Raw genomic sequence first — 21,287 nt, forward strand, 5'->3', positions numbered from 1 at the left:
GCGGGACGGCCCGCTACCGACCGGCGTCACCGCCCGCGTCCGGCAGCCGCTCGATCAGCAGCAGCGCGAGATCGTCGCGGGGTTCGCCACCGACGTGCGTGCGCACCGCGCGCCAGATCCCGTCGAGCGCCTTCGGCAGGGAGGAAGCGGACAGCGGACGGTCGAGCTGTGGTAACGGGAAGAACCGGCCGGCGTCGTCGCGCGCCTCGATCAGCCCGTCGGTGTAGAGCAGCAGCCGCTCACCCGTCGCCCAGGTGTGGTGCGCCGGCGGGGTACGCCGGCCACCCAGCCCGAGTGGCCGATCCGGCTCGTGCTCGCCGAGCGGGGCGGACGTGCGCCCGGGACGGTGTCGCAGCGGCACGGGATGCCCGCAGCTCATCACCCACAGGTCCGGCCCACGGACCTCCAGCAGCACGGCCGTGACGAAGGTGACCCCGTAGGCGGGCCTCGGTTCCCGGGCGACCAGGGCGTCGAGATCCGTGGCGACCTCCTCCAGCCGGTCGCGCACGATCGCGGACTGCCGGAAGGCGCCGATCACCGCCGAGGCGAGCTGCACCGCCGGCAGCCCCTTGCCGCACACGTCACCGATGATGACGCGCACCCGGTCCGGTCCCGGTACGACCTCGTAGAGGTCCCCGCCCACCCCCGCACCCCGCTGCGCGGAGACGTACCGTGCTCCCAGCGCGACGCCGCCGATCCTGGGTGGGACCTCCCGCAGGATGGCCTTCTGGGTGACCCGCACGATCTCGCTCATCCGCCGGATCCGCTCCTCGCGCGAGGTGCGGGCCCGGGCCACGTACAGTGCCGCGACGCTGACCGCGATGACCACCGCCACCCGCAGGACGTGGTCGAGGCTGCCCAGGGTCTGGCTCGGCAGGCCGGCCAGGACGGCGGCGGCCGTCGCCGCGGCGGACGCGACGGCGGTCCGTCTCGGCGTGTCCACGGCGGCGGCCAGCAGCGGGGCCAGGGCCAGGAAACCGATGAGTACGGCGTGCGCGGCGGCCGCCACGTCGACCAGCAGCACGACGGCGATGAACGCCAGCGCCGCGGGCAGTCCGAGCCACGGCCGGTGACCGGGTTCGTCGGCGCGCCTCGGCTCAGTCATCGACGACGAGCCGATCGGGTGCCCCGGCGGAGGGTCGCGTCTCCAGCCTCGCCCGCAGCGCGGCGATCTCGTCCCGCAGCGCGGCGACGTCGGCGGCCGTGGCCGGCTCCGGTCGGTCGCGGTCGGCGACCCGCTCGACGATCCAGGTCGCGAGCGACCCGGTCACGAAGCCGATCAGGCCGATCCCGCCGACCATGAGGCCGAGCGCGACCAGTCGGCCCGCCGTGGTGACCGGGAACAGGTCGCCGTACCCCACGGTGGTGATCGTCACCGCGGCCCACCAGAGGGCGTCGGTGAACGAGGTGATCGAGGCGTCCGGCGCCGCCCGTTCCGCGTCGAGCACCGCCAGTGCCGACACGACCACCAGCAGCACGGTCGTGGCGCTGACGTACAGGGCGAGGCGGCCACGGGCCCAGTCGGTCGTGCGCCGGGTCAGGTTCAGCACGACGGTGACCAACCGGAGGGCCCGCAGTGGACGCAGGAACGGCAGCACCAGCACGGTCAGGTCGAACAGGTGGGTGCGCAGGAACCGCAGCCGGTCACCGGCGAGCGCGAACCGCACCAGCAGGTCGACCCAGAAGAGCAGCCAGATGGTCAGACTGGTGGCCTCGCAGGCGACCTCCCACCGGCGGGGAAGCTGCGGCACGAGGATGGGCCACGCGTACGCGGCCAGGAAGAGCACGGACAGCAGGGTCAGCGGGGCGGCGCTGAGCTGCTCCCAGCGCCCGATCGTTCGCTGCCGGGATTCGTCGTGCTGGCCGAACAGTGTTCCCACCACCTTTCCTGCATGCATGCAACCATTCTGTGGTGGAACTTTACGTGCCGGCCGAAGCACGGGTGGCGGACCCCGAGTCGGCGCTCGTCGACGGCCTCGCCGCGCTCAGCCGGGTGATGGTCGGCCTCACCGCGCGCACCCTCGTCGGCCTCGACACGGAGCTGACCCTTCCCCAGTACCGCACGCTGGTGGTGCTCGCCGCACGCGGATCGCTGCGGACGGTGGATCTCGCCACCTCCCTCGATGTCCACCCGTCGACGGTCACCCGCACCTGCGACCGGCTGATCCGACGCGGCCTCGTGGCGCGGCGCCAGGGAACCACCGACCGGCGGGTGGCCTGGCTGGCCCTCACCGAGACAGGACGCGACCTGGTCGGCGCGGTGATCCGTGAACGGGCGGATCGGATCCGTGACCTCGTCCGCACCGCGGACGCCGTCCGGGCGGCCAGCGGGGAGGAACTCATCAACGCCCTGGTGGCGGCGGCCGGAGAGCCGCCCGAGGACCAGTGGTGGCGCAGCTGGGCGAGCAGCGGCCACCGCGACGACGGCACCTGACCAGCATCCATGCCGAGCGCGGCGAGGTCACGCTGGGCGACCTCGGACTCGCCCCGACGCCGACGGGCGACACCGGCGGCGAGGTTCGCCGCGAGCGGGACGCGCACCGGGAGATCGAAGGTCCCGAGCGCGCCCGCCACGGGCGGAACGTGCGAGAACGTCATCTGAGAACCGTCCTCTGCGCGAGCGCGGGGGCGCTCCGCCGCTTCTTTTCGAGGCCACGAGCGCTGGTCGACGCCGCCGTGGTCGGCCCGAACGCCGGCGGAGCGCTCGGTCGAGGGCCTGCGGGAGTTGCTCCCGCGGGCCGGTACCGGAGATCGGACGCGCCGGTACCGGCATGCGACGTCCGAGACCCACGGCGCGGTCGACCCGGCGGATGACGAGGTCGCCGCCTACCGCTCGGTCCGGCCGCGACCGGGCGCCGGGACGCAGAACCTAGCCTTCGGTTGCGGAACCTCCGAGTCGGGTGAGGCGGCCGGCGACGTCAGCAGGAAGACCCCTCATGTCGCCGTGTGTCGTCAGGACGAGTCTCAGCGACCCGGCGTGCGTGACGACGCCGAGGATCCGCTCGTCGCGGACCTGCGTCGCCATCGTCGGTCCCCAGATCGCGACGGCGGAGGACGTGTCGGGCTCGGATGTCCCCAGGTTGGTGATCTCCAGGTCGGCGGCCGTGGCGGCGAGCATCGCCGCCTCCGCCTCCGCGGCGTCGGCGGGATTGAGCGAGCCCAGCATCAGTGCCGCATGCCGGGCACGGTCCCGCGCGACTCGCAGTTGCGCCGTCGCGTCCTTCGCGAGCGACCAGAGCGTGTTCCGCGCAGGTGCGTGCAGCACCACGGTCGTCGCCGTGAAGCGGTTCACCACGTCGTCCTCGAGGCCCAGCGCCGAGCGGAGATCGATGGGAACGTTGACCCGGATGCTCCCGGCTCCGGTGAGCGCGGCCAGCGCCTGCGCGGCGGCGGCACAGATCGCGCCCTGGACGGTCGACCCGTTGGCGCGGGCGGTGGAGCGAAGATGTGCGGTCGTCGCGGGGTCGAGTTCGGCGGTCTCGATGCTCGGTGCCGTGGCGTCGAACGGTCGGATCGCGGCGACAGCTGGCTCCGCCGGAGCGCCCGGGGTGTGATCGGTCGGCCGCTCCGCCCGGGGTAGACGTTCGAGCAGGCTCTCCTGGTCCAGGGGCGCCGGCCGGGCCGGGAGCGTCCGACCGTCGAGGATCGCGAGGAGGTCGTGTGCTGCGCGGAGCGCGCCGCGTCCGTCGGTGATCTGGTGGGAGAACGTCAGGACGACGGCGGTGCCACGGTCGCCGGGTGCGTCGCCGACGAGCGTCGCGCGCGCCAGGGGACTCCCGTCGGCGTCGACGGGACGGGTCTGCTCCTGCGCTGCCGCTTCGCGCCAGTCTCCCCCGCGGGCCGGTCGGACAGCGATGGGCTCGGTCGACGTCCGGAAGGCCGGGCGGTCGCCGCTGCGATCGATGCCGACGGCGAGCAGTGGGTGCGTCCGCTGTAGTTGGGCGAGCGCGCGCTCCAGTTGGTGTGCCGAGACGGGCGAGGCGAGTTCGACGACGAGCGAGAACTGCACCGGGTTGCGACCGATGTAGAGGTCGATGATGCGCTCGAACGCGCCCAGGGGACGCACGATCGGGTGTGCTGGAGAGTGGCCCATGTCTTCCTTCGTGTCGACGTGCCGATCGGTGCGGCCGCGTTCGTCGCTCGGACTGCTCGGCCGCTGCCGCCGCCGGTGGCGGGGTGATGGCGGCTTCGATGAGACACCCGGCCGTAGCGGCACACTCAACCCCGCCCGGGTGTGATCTGTCCGACGACGTCCGGAGAGACGACGTCCGGAGACGCGAACCGTCTGCCGTGCCGCATTTGACTGTGCCCCGAGGGCACAGGTTCGCATGGGTGCGAATCCGCTGAACGTGGGTCGGACAGGAGATGAGAATGTCGCGCGGGATCTGGCCGAGAACATCCGCGCCTGCGGGAACTGGCGGACGGCGCGGCGGGCCGCGGGCCACGCCACTGGCCGGTCTTCCTCCGGGCGGTCGCCTGGTCGTACAGCCCCCGCGCAGATCGACGTCCTGCAGCGCGTCGACGTCATCCTCGACCGGCCGAGCAGGTGAGCACCCCGAGCGCCGCCCGGTCGTGAGGTCGGACACACCGTGCCGCGCGTGCTTGAGTGTGCCGCTGCGGCACACCGGCTAATTGTCCAATGCCGAACGAGGTCGACCCAGAGGTGATGTCGGAGCGGGACCGTGGGCCCACTCCGTCCGACGGCACCGCCCAGCCCGCCGACACCGTCCTGCGGCAGATGGGCGGCCCGGCCGGGTTCGTCTACTCCACGGTCCCGGTGATCGTGTTCGTCACGGCCGACACGTTCCTGCCGCTGCCGGTGGCGGTCGGTGTCGCGGTCGCGACCGGGCTGGCGTTGTTCATCGTTCGCCGGCTGCGCGGCGAGCGTCTCGCCTCGGCGGTGGGCAGCCTGCTCGGTGTGACAGTGGCCGCCGGGATCGTCGCCTGGACCGGCTCCGCGCGGGACTTCTTCGTGATCGGGATCTGGGCCTCGCTGGCCGGATTCGTCGTCACGTCCGCGTCGGTGCTGGCTCGTCGGCCGCTGACCGGTGTCATCTGGAACGCGCTGCACGGCGGCACCTACGCATGGCGATCCGACCGAGCCGTACGGGTGGCACACGACGTCGCGACCCTCGCCGCGGCGTCGTTGTTCGGGTCCCGGTTCGCGGTCCAACAGTGGCTCTACCTGGCCGACAGCACCGGCGGGCTGGGCCTTGCCCGAGTCGTCATGGGCACTCCGCTCACCGTACTGGCCGCGCTGGTCGTCGTGTGGAGCTTCCGGCGCAGCACCAGACGTCTCGTCGCGGCCCGCCGCTGACCGCGTGCGGCCCATCGGCACCCGTCCCCGGCCCGCTCGCCGCGCGCCGGTCGGTGCCGTCGATCAGTCCCGCGGTTCGGACAGCAGGCGGTGGGTGCGCCGCAGGACGTCCAGCTGCGCCGGGTTGTAGAGCTCCGCCAGGGCCTTGCCGACGGCCTGGTGGACGTAGCGCGCGCTGTACCGGGTGCCGGCGTTCGTGATCCGCACTCCGGGGTTCTCCGCGAGCAGCGTGCGTACGTAGGGGGCCAGGTCCCGGGCCACGGCCGCGCGGGCCTGCTCGTCGGCCTCCGCGGGAAGCGTGTCGAACCGCTCGGCCACCGGGTCGGTGACGGGCTTGCGCAGCATGTCCCCCCAGGCCCGCATGGTGTCGGCGCCGAGTACCCGGGTCAGCACGACGATGAACGAACGGTCGGCCGGCGGCATCGTCGACACGACACCCGGTGCGACGAAGCCGGACGGCAGTTCCGCCGGTGTCGGCTGTCGCAGGATGACACCGAGTTCGAGGCGGGCCCGCTGGAGCCGTTCGATGGTCGCCGCGAGCTCGGCGTCGAGGGTGCGCAGAGCCTCCACGGGCTGATCGTCGGTGTCGTGCATGGTCGCGATCTGCGACAGCGAGAAACCCAACTCCGTCAGGCGCCTGATGCGCAGGATCCGGACGAGGTGAGCAACCCCGTACTGCTTGTAGCCATTGGTACGTCTGGGTGGTTCGGTCAGCAGCCCGATAGCGTGGTAATGGCGTACCGCCCGCAGCGTGGTGCCGGCGAGTTGGGCGATCTCCCGGGTGCTCCAGCCCACTGCGCACCTCCGTTCGATGGTGTCCGGCGCCGGCCGTCAGAGCCTTCCGGGGGCGTGGAACACCAGGTCGGGGTCGTACCGCTTCTTGGCGGAGAGCAGGCGCTCGGCGTTCGGCCCGAAGGCTGCGGCGGTGCGCGCGGCGTCGCCCGGACCGAGCAGGTTGGGATAGCCGCCCGGAAGCCGGTCGGTCTTGCGGACCCAGGCCCGGTGTCGACCCTCGGCGGGGTCTCCGGGTTCCCACACGGCGATGGTCTCGACCATCAGGTGCGGCGTGCGGTTGCGGAACGCGGTGGCGTCGGCGGGCACGCGAGCGGCTGCGCCGTGGAGGCTGTGCAGCGAGATCGCCGACAGCGGCGAGGTCGTGGCGCCGGCGGCGTCGAGCAGGATCTCCTGGACCGTACGGTCGAGTCCGGTCACCGTCCGCGCCCCGATCTCGACGTGGCGACCCGCCGGGAACATCGCGTCGATCTGCGCGAGCTGGTCGGTCATCGTGGTCGGGCCGAACTGCGCCGTCAGCGGCTCGCCGAGCTCGGTGAGCCGCTGAAGCACCTTCGTCCCGGCCTCGGGCTCACCGCACCAGGTCGGCGCGACGAACAGCGCCGACCCACCGGTCGGGGCGGTGATGAAGCCGGCCTGCACGGTCAACTCGTCCGGCCCGCGTAGCAGCGACTCCTCCAGCTCCGGCAGCACGTCGGAGCCGAACATGATCATCCCGGCCAGGATGGTCGGCACCGTGTGCAGCCGGATCCGCATCGAGGTGACGACGCCGAAGTTGCCGCCTCCGCCGCGCAGGGCCCAGAGCAACTCGGGGTCGCGCTCCTCGTCCGCGGTGACCGACGTGCCGTCGGCGAGCACCACGTCGGCCGACAGCAGGTTGTCGGCGGCAAGGCCGAACCGGCCGCTCAGTGGACCGTAACCACCGCCGAGCGTCAGGCCGGCCATGCCGACCGAACCGGCCGTCCCGGTGACCGCGACCAGACCGGCCCGCTGCGCGGCCGCGGCCAGGTCGGCCGACGTGGCACCGCCGGCCACGGTGGCGACCGCGGTTGCCGGGTCGACGCTCACCTGCCGCATCGGGCTCAGGTCCAGCGTCAGCCCGCCGTCGGTCAGCGCGCGACCGGCCCAGTCGTGCCCGCCGCCGCGCACCGACAGCGGGAGGCCCTTCTCCCGCGCGGTCCGCACCCCGGCCTGGACGTCAGCAGGGGTGGCGCACCGGAGGACGGCGAGCGGACGTGTGGTCACCGCACCGTTCCAGATCGTCCGCGTCGCTTCGTACTCCGTGCCGGACGTCAGCATGTCACCCATTTGATCAGAGTAGCCATGCACTCGCCAGAGTCCAACTCTGGCGAATGGCGGAGGCTATGCTCACACGACCATGACCGAAGCACCGAGGAGCCGTCGGGCCGAGTACGCCGCGGCCACCCGCGCCGCCATCATCGAGGCGGCGCGCTCACTCTTCGCCCGCAACGGGTACTTCGCGACGAAGATCGAGGACATCGCCGCGGAGGCCCGCGTCGCACCGGCCACGGTGTACGCGGTGACCGGCGGCAAGCAGGGGCTGGTCCGGACGCTCGTCGACCTGTGGAGCCAGGCGCCGATCGTGGCCCAGACCCTCTCCCGGCAGGAGATGCTCACCGACCCGGACGAGATCCTGCGAAACACGGCAGCCACGGTCCGGGCCATGCGCGAGACGTACGGCGACATCATGCGGCTGATGCTGACGACCGCGCCGCACCACGCCGAGGTCGCCGACAGCCTGCGGGTGGCCACCGGACGCTACCGCGACGCCGTCGAAGCCGTCGCCGTGCGACTCCGCGACGTCGGTGGCCTCCGTGCGGGAACGACAGTCGCGGAGGCGACCGACATCCTCTGGTTCTACTTCGGATACTCCGGCTACTTCACCCTGCTCGACGACAACGGGTGGACCTACGAGCAGGCGGAAGGCTGGCTGGTCGCCCAGGCCACGGCCGCTCTTCGCTGAGACCGGGAGGTCTCCGACACCGTCGGCCGGTGCCACCGGGTGCGGCGCGGCGATACGATACGGCCCTGCCGCGACCGAGAGGCGAACTGAGGCGCCGTGCCGTTCACCGCCAGTCATCCCGCTGTGGTCCTGCCCCTGCTGCGACCGCTGGGTCGCCTGGGCGTGCCCCCGTCGGCCCTCGTCGTCGGCAGTCTCGCTCCCGACCTGCCGTTCTACGTGACGGTCACGTCGCTGACCACATGGACCCACTCGCTGGCCGGGGCGGTCTCGCTCGACGTCCTGGTGGGCGCGGTGGCGTTCGTCGGGTGGCGGACGATCGGCCGGCCCGCGGCCGGCGTGCTGCTGCCCGGCCTATTCACCCCGTCCGCCGGAACCGTCGGCGGCACCCGGACGGGAAAGGCCCGGCTGAATCCCCTGGCCGTCGTCGCGGGGCTCGCCGTCGGCGCGCTCACGCACGTGGTGTGGGACAGCTTCACCCACTCCGGCACTTGGGGCTTCCGACACCTGCCCTGGTTGGCCGCGGCACACGGGCCGCTTCCCGGCTACGAGTGGGCCCAGTACGTGAGCACCGTCGTCGGACTGGCCGTCCTCGCCGTGTGGTGCGCCAGGCGCGCACGCCCGGGCCCGGCCCTCGGCGGGCCGGAGCCGGCGTCGCGCCGTGCCCGTCGGGCGTGGGCCCTGGTGGGCGGGGCGCTCGTCGTCGGAGCGTCGCTGGGGGTGTGGATCGGGATCGGGAGCGAGGCTGACCCGGTCCGCGGTGCCGTGTTCCTCGCCGCGACGCGAGGCGGGCTCGCGGCACTCCTCGCGGTGGCGGCGATCGGGGTGACGGTCGTCGCCTCCAGCCGTTCGTCTCCGGCCGGCGCCGACGCGCCCCTCACCGAGGACGCGCATGCTGCGGACAGGGGCAGCCGACCGGCTCGCTGACCCCCGGCGGGCTCTCACCCTGCGACCCTCTCCGCGCCAGCCGCCGGAAGGCCAGCCGGAAGAGCACCGGGATGCCACCACGCAGTTTGAGGATGCTGTTGTGCCTCAGTTCACCGGTCAGCAGCGTTGGCACGATGCGCAGCAGGGTCAGGGCCGACCGGAGGTAGTGGCGGCGTTTGACCTGGATCGTGAACAGGAACCCGAGGCAGAGGAGCTCGCCGCGCCGGAACTTGATCCGCCGGCAGTGCCGCAACGCCTCCCGGCCCCTCCGCTGCGCCTCGGCCAGCCGTCCCTGCTTGGCCGTCAGCACGGCGTAGCCGACCTCGACCTGGACGGCGGCGGAGCTGCGGTTCGCACCCACCTGCGCCAGCCGCTCCGCCTGGCGCAGATGGTCGGACGCCAGCTCGTACAGATGGGCGTTGGCCAGTGGCTCGGAGAGCCGCAGGTGCAGGAACGCGGACGCCTCGATCTCCTCCGGACACAGCTCCTGGTACTTCTGGCCACGGACGTAGTAGCGGAGGCACTCCTCGTCACGACCCCGCACCTCGGCGATCCGGCCCAGGTAGTGGAAGGCGGTCGCGATCCAGCGCGCGACCCGGACGTCGTCAGTGGCGGCGGGGGCGAACGTCACGGCACGCCGCAACAAGCGTTCGGCCTCCGCCAGGTCCTGGAACGACGTGAACAGCGCGGTCGCCTCATGGGTGAGCGCGCCGCACTCGAAATGGGGATCAAGACCCCGACCCAGCCACGCCCGCAGGTCGTGCGCGGTCCGCACGGCGGTGGTGTACCGGCTGATCGACACCTCGTACTCGCACTTCGCGATCATGGCCCGCCCCCAGTCGTCGGTGCCGGGCTCGGCGCTCGCCACGGCAGCGGCGATGGCCCTGCTGCGCTCCCGAGTCTCGAACGCGCGTGTGCCCAGGTAGGACGCCAACGCGAGGTAGAGGCCCGAGACCGGGCCGCCCACCGCCGACTGGGCCGCGATCGCCTCCCGCAGGGCGGTCTCCACGTCGTCCATCCGGGCCGGCTGCCCGAGGTTGCTGGCGAGGCGCCCCAGCTCCGCGACGAACGCCGACAGCACGTCCGGCGAGACGTTCGTGGGCGACGCCGCCAGCCGCCGCATCCAGTAGACGAACGCGGCGTACTCCTCGCCGAGGTCGGCCATCGGTCGGGTACGGGCCTGCGTGATCCGAAACGTGGTCTGCCTCTCCCAGCCCTCCGGATCGCCGGCCACCGCCCGGACGCCGCACTGCCACTCGTCGAGCTCGGCCCGGGCGTCCGGCGTCATCGGGCGGCCGGAGCAGCCGCGTCGGTGTCGTCGACGTTGCCGCAGAAGTGCTCGCGCAGAAGTGAGTGCACGGTGAACCGCGTGTTGCCCTCGAGGGCACGCACCAGGGTCAGCCTGCAGGCGAGCTCGCGGACGCGCAGGAACTGTTCCCGGTCGGCGATCCGGCTCTGCGCGAAGAACTCCTGGTCGGTCACCGAGCGTCCGGCCGGGACGAAGCAGAAGACGCCCATCAGACGTATCGCGTCCTGCGTCGAGCCCACGCCGTCGGCCAGGGCCTGCATCGACTGCGCATAGCAGTACCGCCACACGTTGTTTCCGAGCTGGCCGCCCCGATCGCGCAACCGCCGCACCACCTCAGCGATCGTCAGCGTCTTCTCCGCGGCGTACCGCACGATGATCTGGATCAGCAGCGGTGCGCACTCGGCCGCCTCCACCACGTCGTCGAGATCCGCGTCAGTGGGGTCGAGGGCCGTGTCGTGGCGGGCGAGGTGGTCGGCGTACCGCTTCGCGTCCGCCGCCGACGGGCCGTTCCACCTGCGTTCGGTCACCCACCGACCGCCGATCGCGGCGACCGACTCGCGAGTGGTCAGCAGGAACCGGTGCGGCGACTCGGCGAAGCGCGCGACCAGGTAGTCGACCGCCTGCCGGGCCTCCGGCACGGTCTCCAGGTTGTCGACGACCACCAGGCAGGGGGCGGCGGGGAACAGGCCCGGCAGCGCCTCCTCCACTGTGGTCGCGTCGACGTCCGCCGTCGGGTCGACCTGCTTGGCGAGCTCGACGAGGATGTCCCGCCACTCGCTCGTGATGCGCGCCCGCTGAGGCTTCAGCAGGCCGGCCGGACCGATGTGGGTGAACTTGGCAGAGATGCCGAACAGGCGCGCGAAACCGGCTTCCCCCGTATGCCGGCGCGCCGCCTCGTACACCAGGGTGGTCTTGCCGTAACCCGCTCCACCCCAGACGGACAGGATCCGCGGACTCACCGGGTTCTTCAGGATCTCGCCCACCTGGTCGACCATGTCGTCGACCCCGAACAACTGGTCGTACGCGACCGCCAGCGCCACCCGGAGCCGGTCGATGTCGGCGTCGATCCGGCCGGCGGCCGGCACCGCGGACGCGGACGCGGCATCGGGGCGGGTCTCGCCCTCGTCCTGCGGCGACCGCGCCGCCCTGAGCTGCAAACTGCCGAGAACGACCGAGACCACGAGCCCGACGAGCGCGAGCGCGGCGCCGATCACCCCCGTCACGCCGCCGATGACCCCGAACAGTTGGTCAGCCCGCTCGAGATCGCCCCGGGCCTCCCGCGCGGCCACCGCGGTCAGCACCACACAGGCGCCGACCAGGACGCAGCCGGAAGCGGCGGCGATCTTCCCCAGTCGCTGCACGGGCTCATGATGGCAGAGCGCGGCAAGTGACAGCTCTCAATTTTTTCGATCCTTCACGCATGGGACCGGCCGGTCGGGCCGGGACCGATGCGTCACCGCGATGCGGGCGGTCGCACGATCGCGGCGGCCTTGAGCCGGGACGGCTTGCGGGGGCCGCCGAGGACGCCGCAAACGCACACAGGCTCGCTCCATCCATGGACATCTAATCGACGAGCAGCCAGCTCCCGAGGTGCCTGGTGGACGCCGCGTGATGCTGATCAGCCTCGGGCCTTGGGTGGACGAGGACGACACCTGGGACGAGTCAAGATGGGGCGGCAACCCCCAAGAGAGTCGAAATGGCTACGGCTACCGAGAAGGCATGAGCGACGCTGAGCTTCTCAACTCGGCCCGGTTGTTCTGGAGATGGAATCCTCGCTCGCCCACCTGGACGGGGATCGACTACGCGGTGGTGGCATATGCCGGCCGGACGCGAGCCGTTCTCCGAATCGACAAGCCGATCGGACCGTTCTGGGGACGCTGGGGGTTCCAGGGGCGCGTTGTCAAAGACCCCGCTCTGAACAGGGATCTGGTCGGCCGCGAGGTGCCTCGTCGTCAAAATCCCGTCACAGCGATCATTCTGTGATGTGTCACCGAGGCGTACCGCACTGACGGGCGGTGGCTCATCGGCATTCAACGTACTCCGAGCCATCGGTTGGCCTCACGTTCCCATGCGGGACCGGACACCCTCAGCCTAGAGAGTGATCTCAGAAGAATGGCCTGGTGCCACGTCTGTGAGGAGGATCGGTGTGGCACCCGGTGGCCCGGCTCAGAGGGCGGCGAAGCCGGCGACACGTTCACCATCAACGCACACCCCGGTCAGCGAGACCAGCTTCCGCCCTCCTGAGCCGCATAACACGAGAAGGCCGCCACCCTCAGCTGGGCGGCAGCCTTCTCACTGACGGGTCACGGCGCGGGCGGACCGGAGACCGGGCCCTCGCCCGGCGGAGGCGCACCAGAACCGGGAGTCGGCGCGGGGTTCACCACGGACACCGTGTTGTAGTTGTGCGAGGTTGCGAGTCCGGCACGAAGATCCTGGACCGGCACATCCTGACCGAAGGTCGCGGCCAGCGGAACCGTGACACCCTGCATCGCGACCTCGGTGCCCTCACGTGCAGCGGCGTGCACGGCTTCGCGCATGGCCCGAACCCGTTCGGTACGCAACATCTGGTTGACCGATCCGGAGCGGCCCAGCATGCCACCGATTAGGTCCTTAATGAAGTGACCGATCAGCGTCGCGCCACGGCGGGTGCGCCACATTGTCCAGCCCAGGTACAGGCTGCTGCCGTACGGGAAAACCGAGACGTAGATGCTGTAGCTCCTGTCGCTGATCAGCAGCCGGTTGTTGACCATTTCGGGGGCCAGCAGGTCGCTGCGGATCCGGACCGCGTTGGCGTGCACCGGGAACCCGCGGTTGCGCAGGGTGCCGTAGATCGCCGCGTAGGCCGAGTCAGCGGCCTGGTAACGGTCCTCGACCAGGGTTTTCCACTCCGCGATGGGCTCGTCGATCCGCGCCGCGAGGAGCGCCACCCAGAACACCACGAACGAAAGCAGCGAGCCGATGTAGAACAGGCCGCCGCCCAAGTCGCTGGCATTGAGTCCGGAGCCGATCGCGACCAGAAGAGCAAGGGACGCGAAGACGGCCCAGACTGTGAACGCCACCACCGCGGCACCGAGCCAGAGCCGGATTATCGTCCAAGCGGAGACCGTCTCATCGAGGCCGAGTTCGACGCCGCCGTATCGGAGACCCTGCATTCGGTATGCGACGTCGCCGCTTCCCTGGCCGGCGGTCGCCCACTGCCGCGGCGGTTCACCGGGCATGCCCATGAATCCTCCAGTCAATTCCTGATCAGGTCAGTGAGACCTGGATGCCCGATGGTGAAGCCTTGGCCGTGCCGCCGACACGGAACGCGGCGTTTCCGCTCTCGGTCCGCCGGGTGCCGAAGAAGTCGGTGTAGCTCGCGGTCCAGTCGACCTTGCCCGAGCCGTCATCGGAGAACGTCACGCCGCTGCCGCCGCCCATCCATCCGCCCGTCGCGGATTCCACCGTGATGGCCGGGTACGTGGTGACTGACCACTTCACTGAGATGTCCGATCCCCAGATGCTGAGAGTGAACGGACAGCCAGCGGTCCGCGCCTCGGTGGTGGCCGCGCATTGGTCGATCGTCGCGCGCACGGAGGACTCGATCTCCTCCTGGGCGCCGGGCGCGAGTTCCGGCCGTCCGAAGTCGAGCTCGGCGACGTAGCCGCCCCGGCCGGATCGCTTCGGGGTAGCGGTCGCGGTGGAGCCGGCGATCAGTGCGTTTCCGGCTGCCTCCGCCTTGAACGAGCCCGGGAAACCAACGACGTCGTTGTCGGTATCCACCTCGACGCCATTGATTTTGATGGTCCGGTCATGAAGACCGTTCAGGGAGATCGCGACGAACGGGGCGCGCAGCCGGTAGCCGTCGCCGTCGACCGCCTTTGCGACGAGCACGTCCTGCGTGACGTCGGTGCCGCCGGCTGAGTACTTGACCTCGACGAACTGGGCTTCCTGGCCGAACGCCGGGCTTGATTCCTGGACATCTCCGATCTCGACGTCCGTAGGCCGGGTGTCATCGCTCAGCCCAGCGTCGGTGAGCAGCGGGTACTGCCTGGTATCGATCTCCGCACTGCGGTACACGAGCTTCATCGCGCTGGCCGCGTCACCGTCGGCGAGCGCGTCGAAATAATCCTCTACAGTCGATTGTGGCGTCTCCGCGAAGAGCCTCGACACTCCGACCACAGCGCCACCGGAAAGCAACACCGCGGCGATCACGGCAGCCGCGATCACGAAGCCGCGGCGGCTGCCACGCGGTTCCGGCGAAGTGGTGTCGAGAGTGAGGCGGGGCATCGGCAGGGCGAACGGGGGCGGAGGCAGTGGCGGTGCCGGGGTGACCATTTCCGGCAGCACCGGCATCCCGCAGAAGCGGCACGATCCCTGGGCAGCGGTGACTCCGCCACCGCACCGGAAGCACACGCCGGAGGCGGTCGCCTGGGCTGAATCCATAACCGCTGAACTCCTGTCCGATCCAGGCAGCACGGCGCGACGATCGTCCTAAGTGATCGGAACGGTACCCCAAGTGCCCGGGCGGGGAGTACCCGCATTCGACTCCTTGCTGCCCGATACGGGTTGTGATCTCATCGTCGCATCATGCGCGTCCTCAACCACCTGCCCGCCAGATCTTCCGCCGCCGCGATCGGACGCCGGTGATCAGCGCGGCGCTCGTTTCCACCGACGCGTCCGGCACCTGGGCCTGGACAGGCCTGCGGATCGCCGCGGCCGCCGACCTGTCCGAGTTGCGGGAGTACGCGGAGCTCAAGGAGCCGGAACGGATCGCCCGGGCGGTGGCCGAGCAGGTGGCGTTCCTGAGCGGACAGGTCGGCGACAGCACCAGCGAACCGGTGGAGCTGCGCTGGTGGTGGCGGCCCGAGTCGGCGACTCTTGAGGCATACCTGTTGACACGCACCTATGGACGGGGTGAACCCGCCGCCCGGGCCGCCGCGGAGGCGGCAGCCCGGCGCCTCGCCGCGGCTCCGCGGCATGTCTTCGTCGCGCCGCTCACCGAGAGTGAACTGCACGCGGCGTTGATGCCCTTCGCACCGCATCCGGCCGGCGCCGTCGAGGTGCGCAAACGCGTGCTGATGGAGACACCGCAGCGGCCAGACGCCGGGGTGCTCTACTACTTCGCGGTGCAGCCGTTCACCGGCACGTTCCGGTCCTGGGAGCCGTTGCTGCGGGCGATCACCAGCCTGCCGCACCAGGTGGTGCTCACCGTCGGGCTGAGCCCGATGTCGGTGCCAGAGGCGCTGTCCCGGGCCGTCGCTGTTTCCGCCTCGCAGTACAAGCGGTTGGCCGCCGAGGGCGAGTACCACCATGGGGGCCTCTACGGCGGTCGGGTCAAGCTCACCCCGGACGCGTTCGCCGTCGAGGCGGAGAAGATCTACGCCGACGCCGGCCGCCGATACCATGACATGGCGTTCCGCATCCGGATCGCGGTCTGCTCGCCGCAGCCCCTCGGCGATGACCTGCCGTCGATCATCGGCGCCACGATCTCCCGCAGCGAGCGGGCAGAGTCGGAGAATTATTTGTCGACGCGGTCGCTCGGTGCGGCGTACTCGCTCGAGCGTCCCGCCTCCGGCTCGGAGCTGGAGACCTTCACCCGTAACCTCGGGTCGCTCGCCTTCGGTGACTGGGGAGGCCACCCGGTGTGGCGCAGCACTACCCCGCCGACGGCCGCGCTGCTCCCGCTGACCTGGATCGTCGACGTCGAGGAGGCCACGGCCGCATTCCGGCTGCCGATCGCCGCGCACGGCACGCTGCCCCGATTTCCGGTGCGTACGCGTACCCCGGCGGTGGTCGCCGATTACACCCCGGCAGGACCACATCTGGTGCTGGGCCGGCAGCCGGACGCCGGCCCGCTCGGTGTCGAACTGGCCGACCTGAACCGGCACGCGCTGTTCCTTGGCACCACGGGCTCCGGCAAGACCAACTCGACGCTGTCGTTCCTGCGGCAGCTGTGGTCCAACCACCGGATCCCGTTCACCGTCCTGGAGCCGGTCAACGCCGAACGCGACGACTACCGCTGGCTGGCCACCCTGCCCGGCTTCGAGGACCTGCTGGTGCTGACCGTCGGTGACGAGCACACCGCGCCGCTGCGGCTCAATCCGTTCGAAGTGCCGCCGGGCGTGCGGATCTCCACACACGTGGCCAACCTCCGGGCCTGCTTCGACGCGGCCTTCGGGCTCTGGGACCCACTGCCGGCAATCTATGCACGGGCGCTGCGGGAGACGTACCAGCGGGCCGGTTTCGACGTCAGCGAGATCGCCGGCGAGGACGGCGTCTGGCCGGTGCTGTCCGACTTTGTCTCCGCGATCACCGAGGTCACCGAAGACCTGGACTACGCGGGTGAGGTGCGCTCCAACATCCTCGCCGCGTCCCGGCTGCGCGCCGAGTCGCTGGCCGAGGGACCCTGTGGGCCTACGCTCTCCGCGGCCCGGTCGTTCCCGATCACCGAGATGCTGAGCCGTCCGATCGTGGTCGAGCTAGCCGCGATCGGCGACGACGCCAAGGAACAGGCGCTGGTCATGGCGCTGCTGCTAAACGCGATGACCGAGCACTACAAGGCGCACCGCGACGGGTCCCGGCTTGCCCACGTCACCGTCATCGAGGAGGCGCACCGGCTGCTCGGCCGGCCCGCGCCCGGCGGCGACAGCCGGCAGGGCGACGCCCGGGCGCGGGCGGCGGAGACGTTCGCGAACACCCTGGCCGAGAACCGGAAGTACGGCGAAGGGCTGGTGATCGTGGAGCAGTCGCCGTCGAAGCTAATCCCGGACGCCTACAAGAACACCAACCTGAAGGTGATGCACCAGCTACTCTCCGCCGAGGACCGCGAGCTGATCGGCGACACCATGCGGTTCTCCGACGACCAGCGGGCCTATGCGGGCGCGCTGCCGAAGATGTCCGGCTTCGTCTTCCACTCGCAACTCGACCGGCCCGCTCTGGTCGCGGTCGACGACGTGCGGGCCCGGGACGCCGCCGAGCGTGGTCTGCCCGAGGCGCCGCTCGCCGACAACGCGGAACTGACCCGACGGCATCACGCCTGGGTCTCTGAAAACCCCGCGGCCAGGGCCGCGATGACCCCGCAGGCACCCTGCGGCGTGTGCCCGGTGCGCTGTTCTTTCGGGTACTCGGCAAGCAGGGTGGCCGCCGAACACGTGTCGGCGTTCCGCGACCGGATGAGGACGTGGCCGGCCGTGGCGGCAGAGCGTCCTGCCTGGTGGGCGGAAACCGGAGAGCTCCTCGAGTCGTGGGGCGAGAAAAACCGCCCCCACCGAGCAGGGCCCGGCGATCTACACTGGCGCATCGCGATCTTCGTGGCGCTGCTCGGAGAGGCGTACACAGGGGACACCAACCGCTGGATCAGCCTGTATCGGGAGCACCTGGCAAAGGCGGGGTAGGCAGGCGTGGAGATGACGTCGGAGGGCTATCGGGAGAGCACGCCGGAGCCCAAGGAGATCGGTGACGCTGACTCGCAGCAGGAGTTGTCGCCGGCGCCTGAGGTCTCCCAGGCTTCGGAGCCGGCAGGCGGGGAGCAACCGGCGGCGCCCTCACCGGATGCCGTGCCCGAGGGTGAACAGGACGAATCGGCCGGGCAGAGCGTGGCGGAGCTGTCCAAGGAGCAGTCTCCGGTGCCGGATCCCGACGAGAGTGAGCAGGTTACGCCTGCTCCTGCCGAGCCGCAGGAGCAGGCGATGCCCGCTATACCGCCGGTGGACGAGCCGTCTGCGCAGGTCGAAGAGGCCGATGCACAGGAGCAGACGTCTGACGAGGGCATGGGGCAGGAGCCGGTGCCCATGCCGGAAGAGGGACCGGTGCCCGCCCCCGAGGGGAGGCCGCTGGCGGAATCTGAGCAGGAACCGGTGCTGGATAGCGAGGAGCAGGCCGAGCGGCAGCCGGTGCCCGACCCCGAAGCGCAGACCGGACAAGAGCCGCCGACCGAGTCCGAGCCCGAACCCTCCGCCGACGAACAGAAACCGCCGGTTCCCGACCCGTTCGCAACAGAGAGCCGCGAGCCTGCCCCGGAACCGGGTGAGGCCCTGCCAGGGCAGGACAGCCTGCGGGAACAATTCGAGGGCCCGCGCTGGGACGAGGTCAAAGACCTGCTGCCCGCCGACGACTCCGGCCGCCAGCTCACCCCACGCGACTGCGAGTTCCTCGGCATCGAGCCGGATCAGGTGCAGAACTGGTCGGACCGGACGGCGCCACTCGGCATGAGCCCGGAGCAGTTCAACGAGTTCAGCTCGTCACTCTCCGACGCGCTGCGGTCCGACGGCCTCGACCCAGCCGAGGTGGACGTGCGGTTGCAGGGCTCGTCGGCACGCTTCTTCTCCGGGGAACACAAGAGCCTGCCCACCCGGGACGAGATGGTCGGCAATCCGGAGGCGCAGGCGAGATACGACGAGTGGATGGGCGACCAGCAGCCGCCGCTGCGCCGGCCGTTCGACTCGATGAACAAGCTGGGCCTCGAGAGCGAACCCAGCGATTACGACGTCCAGCTGTCATCGGACGCGATGCTGCAGAAGGCCGAAGCCGTCCAGCAGGAGACCTTCCCGGATCACTCGCTCACCCATCCGAAATACAATTTCGTCCGCAAGGAGATCGCGAAGCGCGCCTTCCCGAACCTCACGGCTTGGCGCAAGGAGTGGTCCGGATCGCTGGGCCGGGACGTCGCTCCGGCGGTGTTCGCCGGCGGCGGACCTCCGGACACCTCCGGGACCGGCCCGTCCTCGCATTTCCGGGACGACGACTGGCACATCCGTTTGTGACGAAGGAGAAATGATGGTGTTCCGCCGTGCCGTTGCCTACAAGCTGTCCGGCCCTCTCGACCAGCGCACGCTGGACTCGCTGCGGACGAGTCTCGACCTGACGCCGACGGGGCGGCTGGCCGACGACTGGGACGAGATCTTCGGTGAGCGCGAAGCCGAGCGTGACGGCGTCCGGGTGGAGTTCAGCCTCTCCCGCGACGAGTCCCGAGGCGGCTGGGAGGTCAACCTAAGTGTCGACGGTCAGGCCGACCCGACCGCCCTCGAGCCGTTCGAGTCCGAGATCACGAGCGCTGCGGCGGCGGCCGGCCTGACCGTGGAGAGCGTTCTGCGGCCCAGCTGAGCTGATTGCAGATCTTGAATCGCCGAAGATGAAAGTGAAAGCCCTGACCAGCACTCTTGCTGTTCAGGGCCTTTTCCTTTGTCGGGATGACCAGTTCGAACCGACGCCGCCTTTCACTGTCCACAGCTATCCCGACCTATTTTGGTCGTCAGCAACAAGCACCGAGCCGACGCCGGCGCCAACCCGGCCTCCATTCCCCCACCGCCGATGACGCTCGGCGCAACCCTCAGGCTCGCGCGAGCCTAGCTCCGGCGCGGAGTCCGCACCCAGGACCTCGCCATCGAAGCCGGCCGCAGCCACATCGCCAGGAGCTCAGCGGGCCGGCCGCCGCCTGCCTGAACCTCGGTCCTGCACTCCTGGAACAGCCATGCGCCCAGTCCGTGGGCAGCGCCCACCGATCAGCTCGGCGGTGCCGCGACACTGGCCCGGCTGATGAGGGTGGGCACGACGGTGCGCTGCCGGACGCCGCCGTCCCCGGATCCGGGTTGCGCGCACAAGAGCTCGAAACTGGCTCGCGCGACCGCGTCGAGGTGCGGTCGCACCGTGGTCAGTGGTGGCATGAAGTACGCGGCCTCCGGCACGTCGTCGAAGCCGATGACGCTGATGTCCTCCGGGACTCGCCTGCCGTGTTCCTGAAGCGCGCGTAGTACGCCGAGAGCGACATGATCGTTGGCGGCGAAGATCGCGGTCGCTTCGGGCATCCGGGCCACCAGTTCCGCGCACTCGTATCCGGACGCAGCGGACCAGCCGGCCGGCAGCGGTGGTGGCACCTCGGCCCCCGCCGCGACGAGTGCCTCCTGCCATCCTTTCTGACGGGCAGCGCTGCCGAACCGGTCCGGTGGTCTGGCGACGTGCGAGACCGTGCGATGTCCCGCGTCGAGCAGGTGTCGGGTGGCCTCGCGGGCAGCGCTCACCTGGTCGGTCGTGACCACGCCCGTCGATCGCTGGATGTCGCCGTCGATGGTGACGAGGGGAACGTCCGGGGGAAGGCGGTACCGGGCCACGTCGGCCACCTCGATCGGGGCGATGACGATGATGCTGGCGACCCGGTGCGCGAGAAGCCGGTCGACCGCTTCGGAGATGGAGTGCTGGTCGGGGCGCGGCACGCAGCTGACACTGACGGCCAGCCCGTCCTGCGCCGCGATCCGTTCGACCTCGGTGAGCAGGGATGCCGGACCGTAGAGGCTGGTGCTCTGCGCGATCACCCCGATCATCTGCGACCGGCCGGTGACCAACGCTCGGGCTGCCCGATTGGGTCGGTAGCCGAGTTGCGCGCTGGCCGCCTGAACCCGCAGGCGGGTCTGTTCGCGGACGGTGGGGTGCCCGTTGAGGACGCCGGAGACCGTCATGTGGGAGACGCCGGCGAGTCGAGCCACGTCCGTCATCGCTGGACCGCGCACGGCACCCACCTTTCCGCCTGCCCGTGGGTGCCCACCCACGGGCCTTGACGATCCGAGCGGCGCGGGTCAGCCCTGGCGCTCCGGTGGAGGCGTACCGGAGCAGCCTTGACCGCCGGTCGGGAAGGGTGGAGCAGAGTCCACGCAGCCAGCCCGCGTACCTGAACAGCTGAATGAGATGTGCGGTGAGCATCTTGCGCACGTAGCGGGGAGGGATGCGGCCCGACGGGGTGGGGTCCCGCCGGGCCGCGTCCGGATCGGGTCGGCACGTCTCTGCCGACCCCGCATCAGAGACAGCCCGTCCTTCGTAAAGGTGGGTGTCCTGATCCGCGGCGGCGAGTCACCGGCATCGGTGGACCCGGAGGCCGCGGTGGCGTCCGGCCGGCGGGTCCACTCCTGCGCGAGTCGGTCCGACGACGCCCCGGCCGGTGGCCTCCGTGTTCAACCGTGAGCTGTCGACGCCCGCGGCAGGCGCAGGGA

The 21,287-nt window shown here is 70.8% G+C and carries 18 protein-coding genes; 8 read left to right on the forward strand and 10 right to left on the reverse strand.

Annotation, left to right across the window (positions count from 1 at the left end; all coding sequences use genetic code 11):
• Nucleotides 1–13: 13 nt before the first annotated feature.
• Both O7600_RS07540 and O7600_RS07545 read right to left on the reverse strand, forming a co-directional pair.
• Nucleotides 14–1,105 (reverse strand): PP2C family protein-serine/threonine phosphatase, encoded by a 1,092-nt coding sequence (locus O7600_RS07540; protein ID WP_281592967.1) that lies wholly within the window; start codon nucleotides 1,103–1,105, stop codon nucleotides 14–16.
• Complete coding sequence (locus O7600_RS07545) at nucleotides 1,098–1,898, reverse strand: potassium channel family protein (RefSeq protein ID WP_281592968.1); 801 nt, start codon at nucleotides 1,896–1,898, stop codon at nucleotides 1,098–1,100. Before O7600_RS07545 ends, O7600_RS07540 begins: the two co-directional genes overlap by 8 nt.
• 14 nt (nucleotides 1,899–1,912) lie before the next feature.
• Here O7600_RS07545 and O7600_RS07550 point away from each other — a divergent pair, with 14 nt between their 5' ends.
• Entirely contained in the window at nucleotides 1,913–2,434 is a 522-nt protein-coding gene (locus O7600_RS07550; RefSeq protein WP_281592969.1) for a MarR family transcriptional regulator, read from the forward strand.
• Between the two features lie 435 nt (nucleotides 2,435–2,869).
• Here O7600_RS07550 and O7600_RS07555 read toward each other — a convergent pair whose 3' ends face one another.
• Nucleotides 2,870–4,093, reverse strand: a complete 1,224-nt coding sequence (locus O7600_RS07555; protein WP_281592970.1) for a hypothetical protein — start codon at nucleotides 4,091–4,093, stop codon at nucleotides 2,870–2,872.
• Nucleotides 4,094–4,666: 573 nt separating this feature from the next.
• On the opposite strand from O7600_RS07555, the gene O7600_RS07560 reads away from it, so the two are divergent.
• Nucleotides 4,667–5,317 (forward strand): DUF3159 domain-containing protein, encoded by a 651-nt coding sequence (locus O7600_RS07560; protein WP_281592971.1) that lies wholly within the window; start codon nucleotides 4,667–4,669, stop codon nucleotides 5,315–5,317.
• 63 nt (nucleotides 5,318–5,380) lie between these two features.
• Here O7600_RS07560 and O7600_RS07565 read toward each other — a convergent pair whose 3' ends face one another.
• Nucleotides 5,381–6,112, reverse strand: coding sequence for a MerR family transcriptional regulator (locus O7600_RS07565; protein ID WP_281592972.1), 732 nt, complete (start codon nucleotides 6,110–6,112; stop codon nucleotides 5,381–5,383).
• A 36-nt stretch (nucleotides 6,113–6,148) separates the two neighbouring features.
• Nucleotides 6,149–7,417 (reverse strand): FAD-binding oxidoreductase, encoded by a 1,269-nt coding sequence (locus O7600_RS07570; protein WP_281592973.1) that lies wholly within the window; start codon nucleotides 7,415–7,417, stop codon nucleotides 6,149–6,151.
• A 70-nt stretch (nucleotides 7,418–7,487) separates the two neighbouring features.
• Here O7600_RS07570 and O7600_RS07575 point away from each other — a divergent pair, with 70 nt between their 5' ends.
• Nucleotides 7,488–8,093: a TetR/AcrR family transcriptional regulator gene (locus tag O7600_RS07575; RefSeq protein WP_281592974.1), complete on the forward strand. Its 606-nt coding sequence runs from the start codon at nucleotides 7,488–7,490 to the stop codon at nucleotides 8,091–8,093.
• A 96-nt stretch (nucleotides 8,094–8,189) separates the two neighbouring features.
• On the forward strand, nucleotides 8,190–9,017 hold the full coding sequence (locus tag O7600_RS07580; RefSeq protein WP_281592975.1) for a DUF4184 family protein: 828 nt from the start codon (nucleotides 8,190–8,192) through the stop codon (nucleotides 9,015–9,017).
• Here the strand turns inward: O7600_RS07580 and O7600_RS07585 are convergent.
• Nucleotides 8,968–10,305 carry a hypothetical protein gene (locus tag O7600_RS07585; RefSeq protein WP_281592976.1) on the reverse strand — a complete coding sequence of 446 codons (1,338 nt, stop codon included), beginning with the start codon at nucleotides 10,303–10,305 and terminating at the stop codon, nucleotides 8,968–8,970. The genes O7600_RS07580 and O7600_RS07585 overlap by 50 nt on opposite strands.
• Entirely contained in the window at nucleotides 10,302–11,687 is a 1,386-nt protein-coding gene (locus O7600_RS07590) for an ATP-binding protein (RefSeq protein WP_281592977.1), read from the reverse strand. The genes O7600_RS07585 and O7600_RS07590 overlap by 4 nt, the downstream gene beginning before the upstream one ends.
• A gap of 247 nt (nucleotides 11,688–11,934) precedes the next feature.
• On the opposite strand from O7600_RS07590, the gene O7600_RS07595 reads away from it, so the two are divergent.
• Nucleotides 11,935–12,309, forward strand: coding sequence for a hypothetical protein (locus O7600_RS07595; protein WP_281592978.1), 375 nt, complete (start codon nucleotides 11,935–11,937; stop codon nucleotides 12,307–12,309).
• 320 nt (nucleotides 12,310–12,629) lie between these two features.
• On the opposite strand, the gene O7600_RS07600 is transcribed toward O7600_RS07595, so the two are convergent.
• Nucleotides 12,630–13,550, reverse strand: coding sequence for an adhesin (locus tag O7600_RS07600; protein ID WP_281592979.1), 921 nt, complete (start codon nucleotides 13,548–13,550; stop codon nucleotides 12,630–12,632).
• 22 nt (nucleotides 13,551–13,572) lie between these two features.
• Nucleotides 13,573–14,661, reverse strand: a complete 1,089-nt coding sequence (locus O7600_RS07605; RefSeq protein ID WP_281592980.1) for a hypothetical protein — start codon at nucleotides 14,659–14,661, stop codon at nucleotides 13,573–13,575.
• A 290-nt stretch (nucleotides 14,662–14,951) separates the two neighbouring features.
• Here O7600_RS07605 and O7600_RS07610 point away from each other — a divergent pair, with 290 nt between their 5' ends.
• From O7600_RS07610 to O7600_RS07620, 3 genes are read left to right on the forward strand one after another with little or no spacing between them, the layout of a single operon-like run.
• A complete protein-coding gene (locus O7600_RS07610) occupies nucleotides 14,952–17,702 on the forward strand; it encodes a hypothetical protein (protein ID WP_281592981.1) in 2,751 nt (916 codons plus the stop codon).
• A gap of 6 nt (nucleotides 17,703–17,708) precedes the next feature.
• Nucleotides 17,709–19,070, forward strand: coding sequence for a hypothetical protein (locus tag O7600_RS07615; RefSeq protein ID WP_281592982.1), 1,362 nt, complete (start codon nucleotides 17,709–17,711; stop codon nucleotides 19,068–19,070).
• A gap of 13 nt (nucleotides 19,071–19,083) precedes the next feature.
• Nucleotides 19,084–19,410 (forward strand): hypothetical protein, encoded by a 327-nt coding sequence (locus O7600_RS07620; protein WP_281592983.1) that lies wholly within the window; start codon nucleotides 19,084–19,086, stop codon nucleotides 19,408–19,410.
• Between the two features lie 398 nt (nucleotides 19,411–19,808).
• Here the strand turns inward: O7600_RS07620 and O7600_RS07625 are convergent, their stop codons facing one another.
• Nucleotides 19,809–20,795 carry a LacI family DNA-binding transcriptional regulator gene (locus tag O7600_RS07625; RefSeq protein ID WP_281592984.1) on the reverse strand — a complete coding sequence of 329 codons (987 nt, stop codon included), beginning with the start codon at nucleotides 20,793–20,795 and terminating at the stop codon, nucleotides 19,809–19,811.
• Nucleotides 20,796–21,287 lie beyond the last annotated feature (492 nt).

The sequence above is a fragment of the Micromonospora sp. WMMA1998 genome (genome assembly GCF_027497375.1).
GTDB classification, from domain to species: domain Bacteria; phylum Actinomycetota; class Actinomycetes; order Mycobacteriales; family Micromonosporaceae; genus Micromonospora; species Micromonospora sediminicola.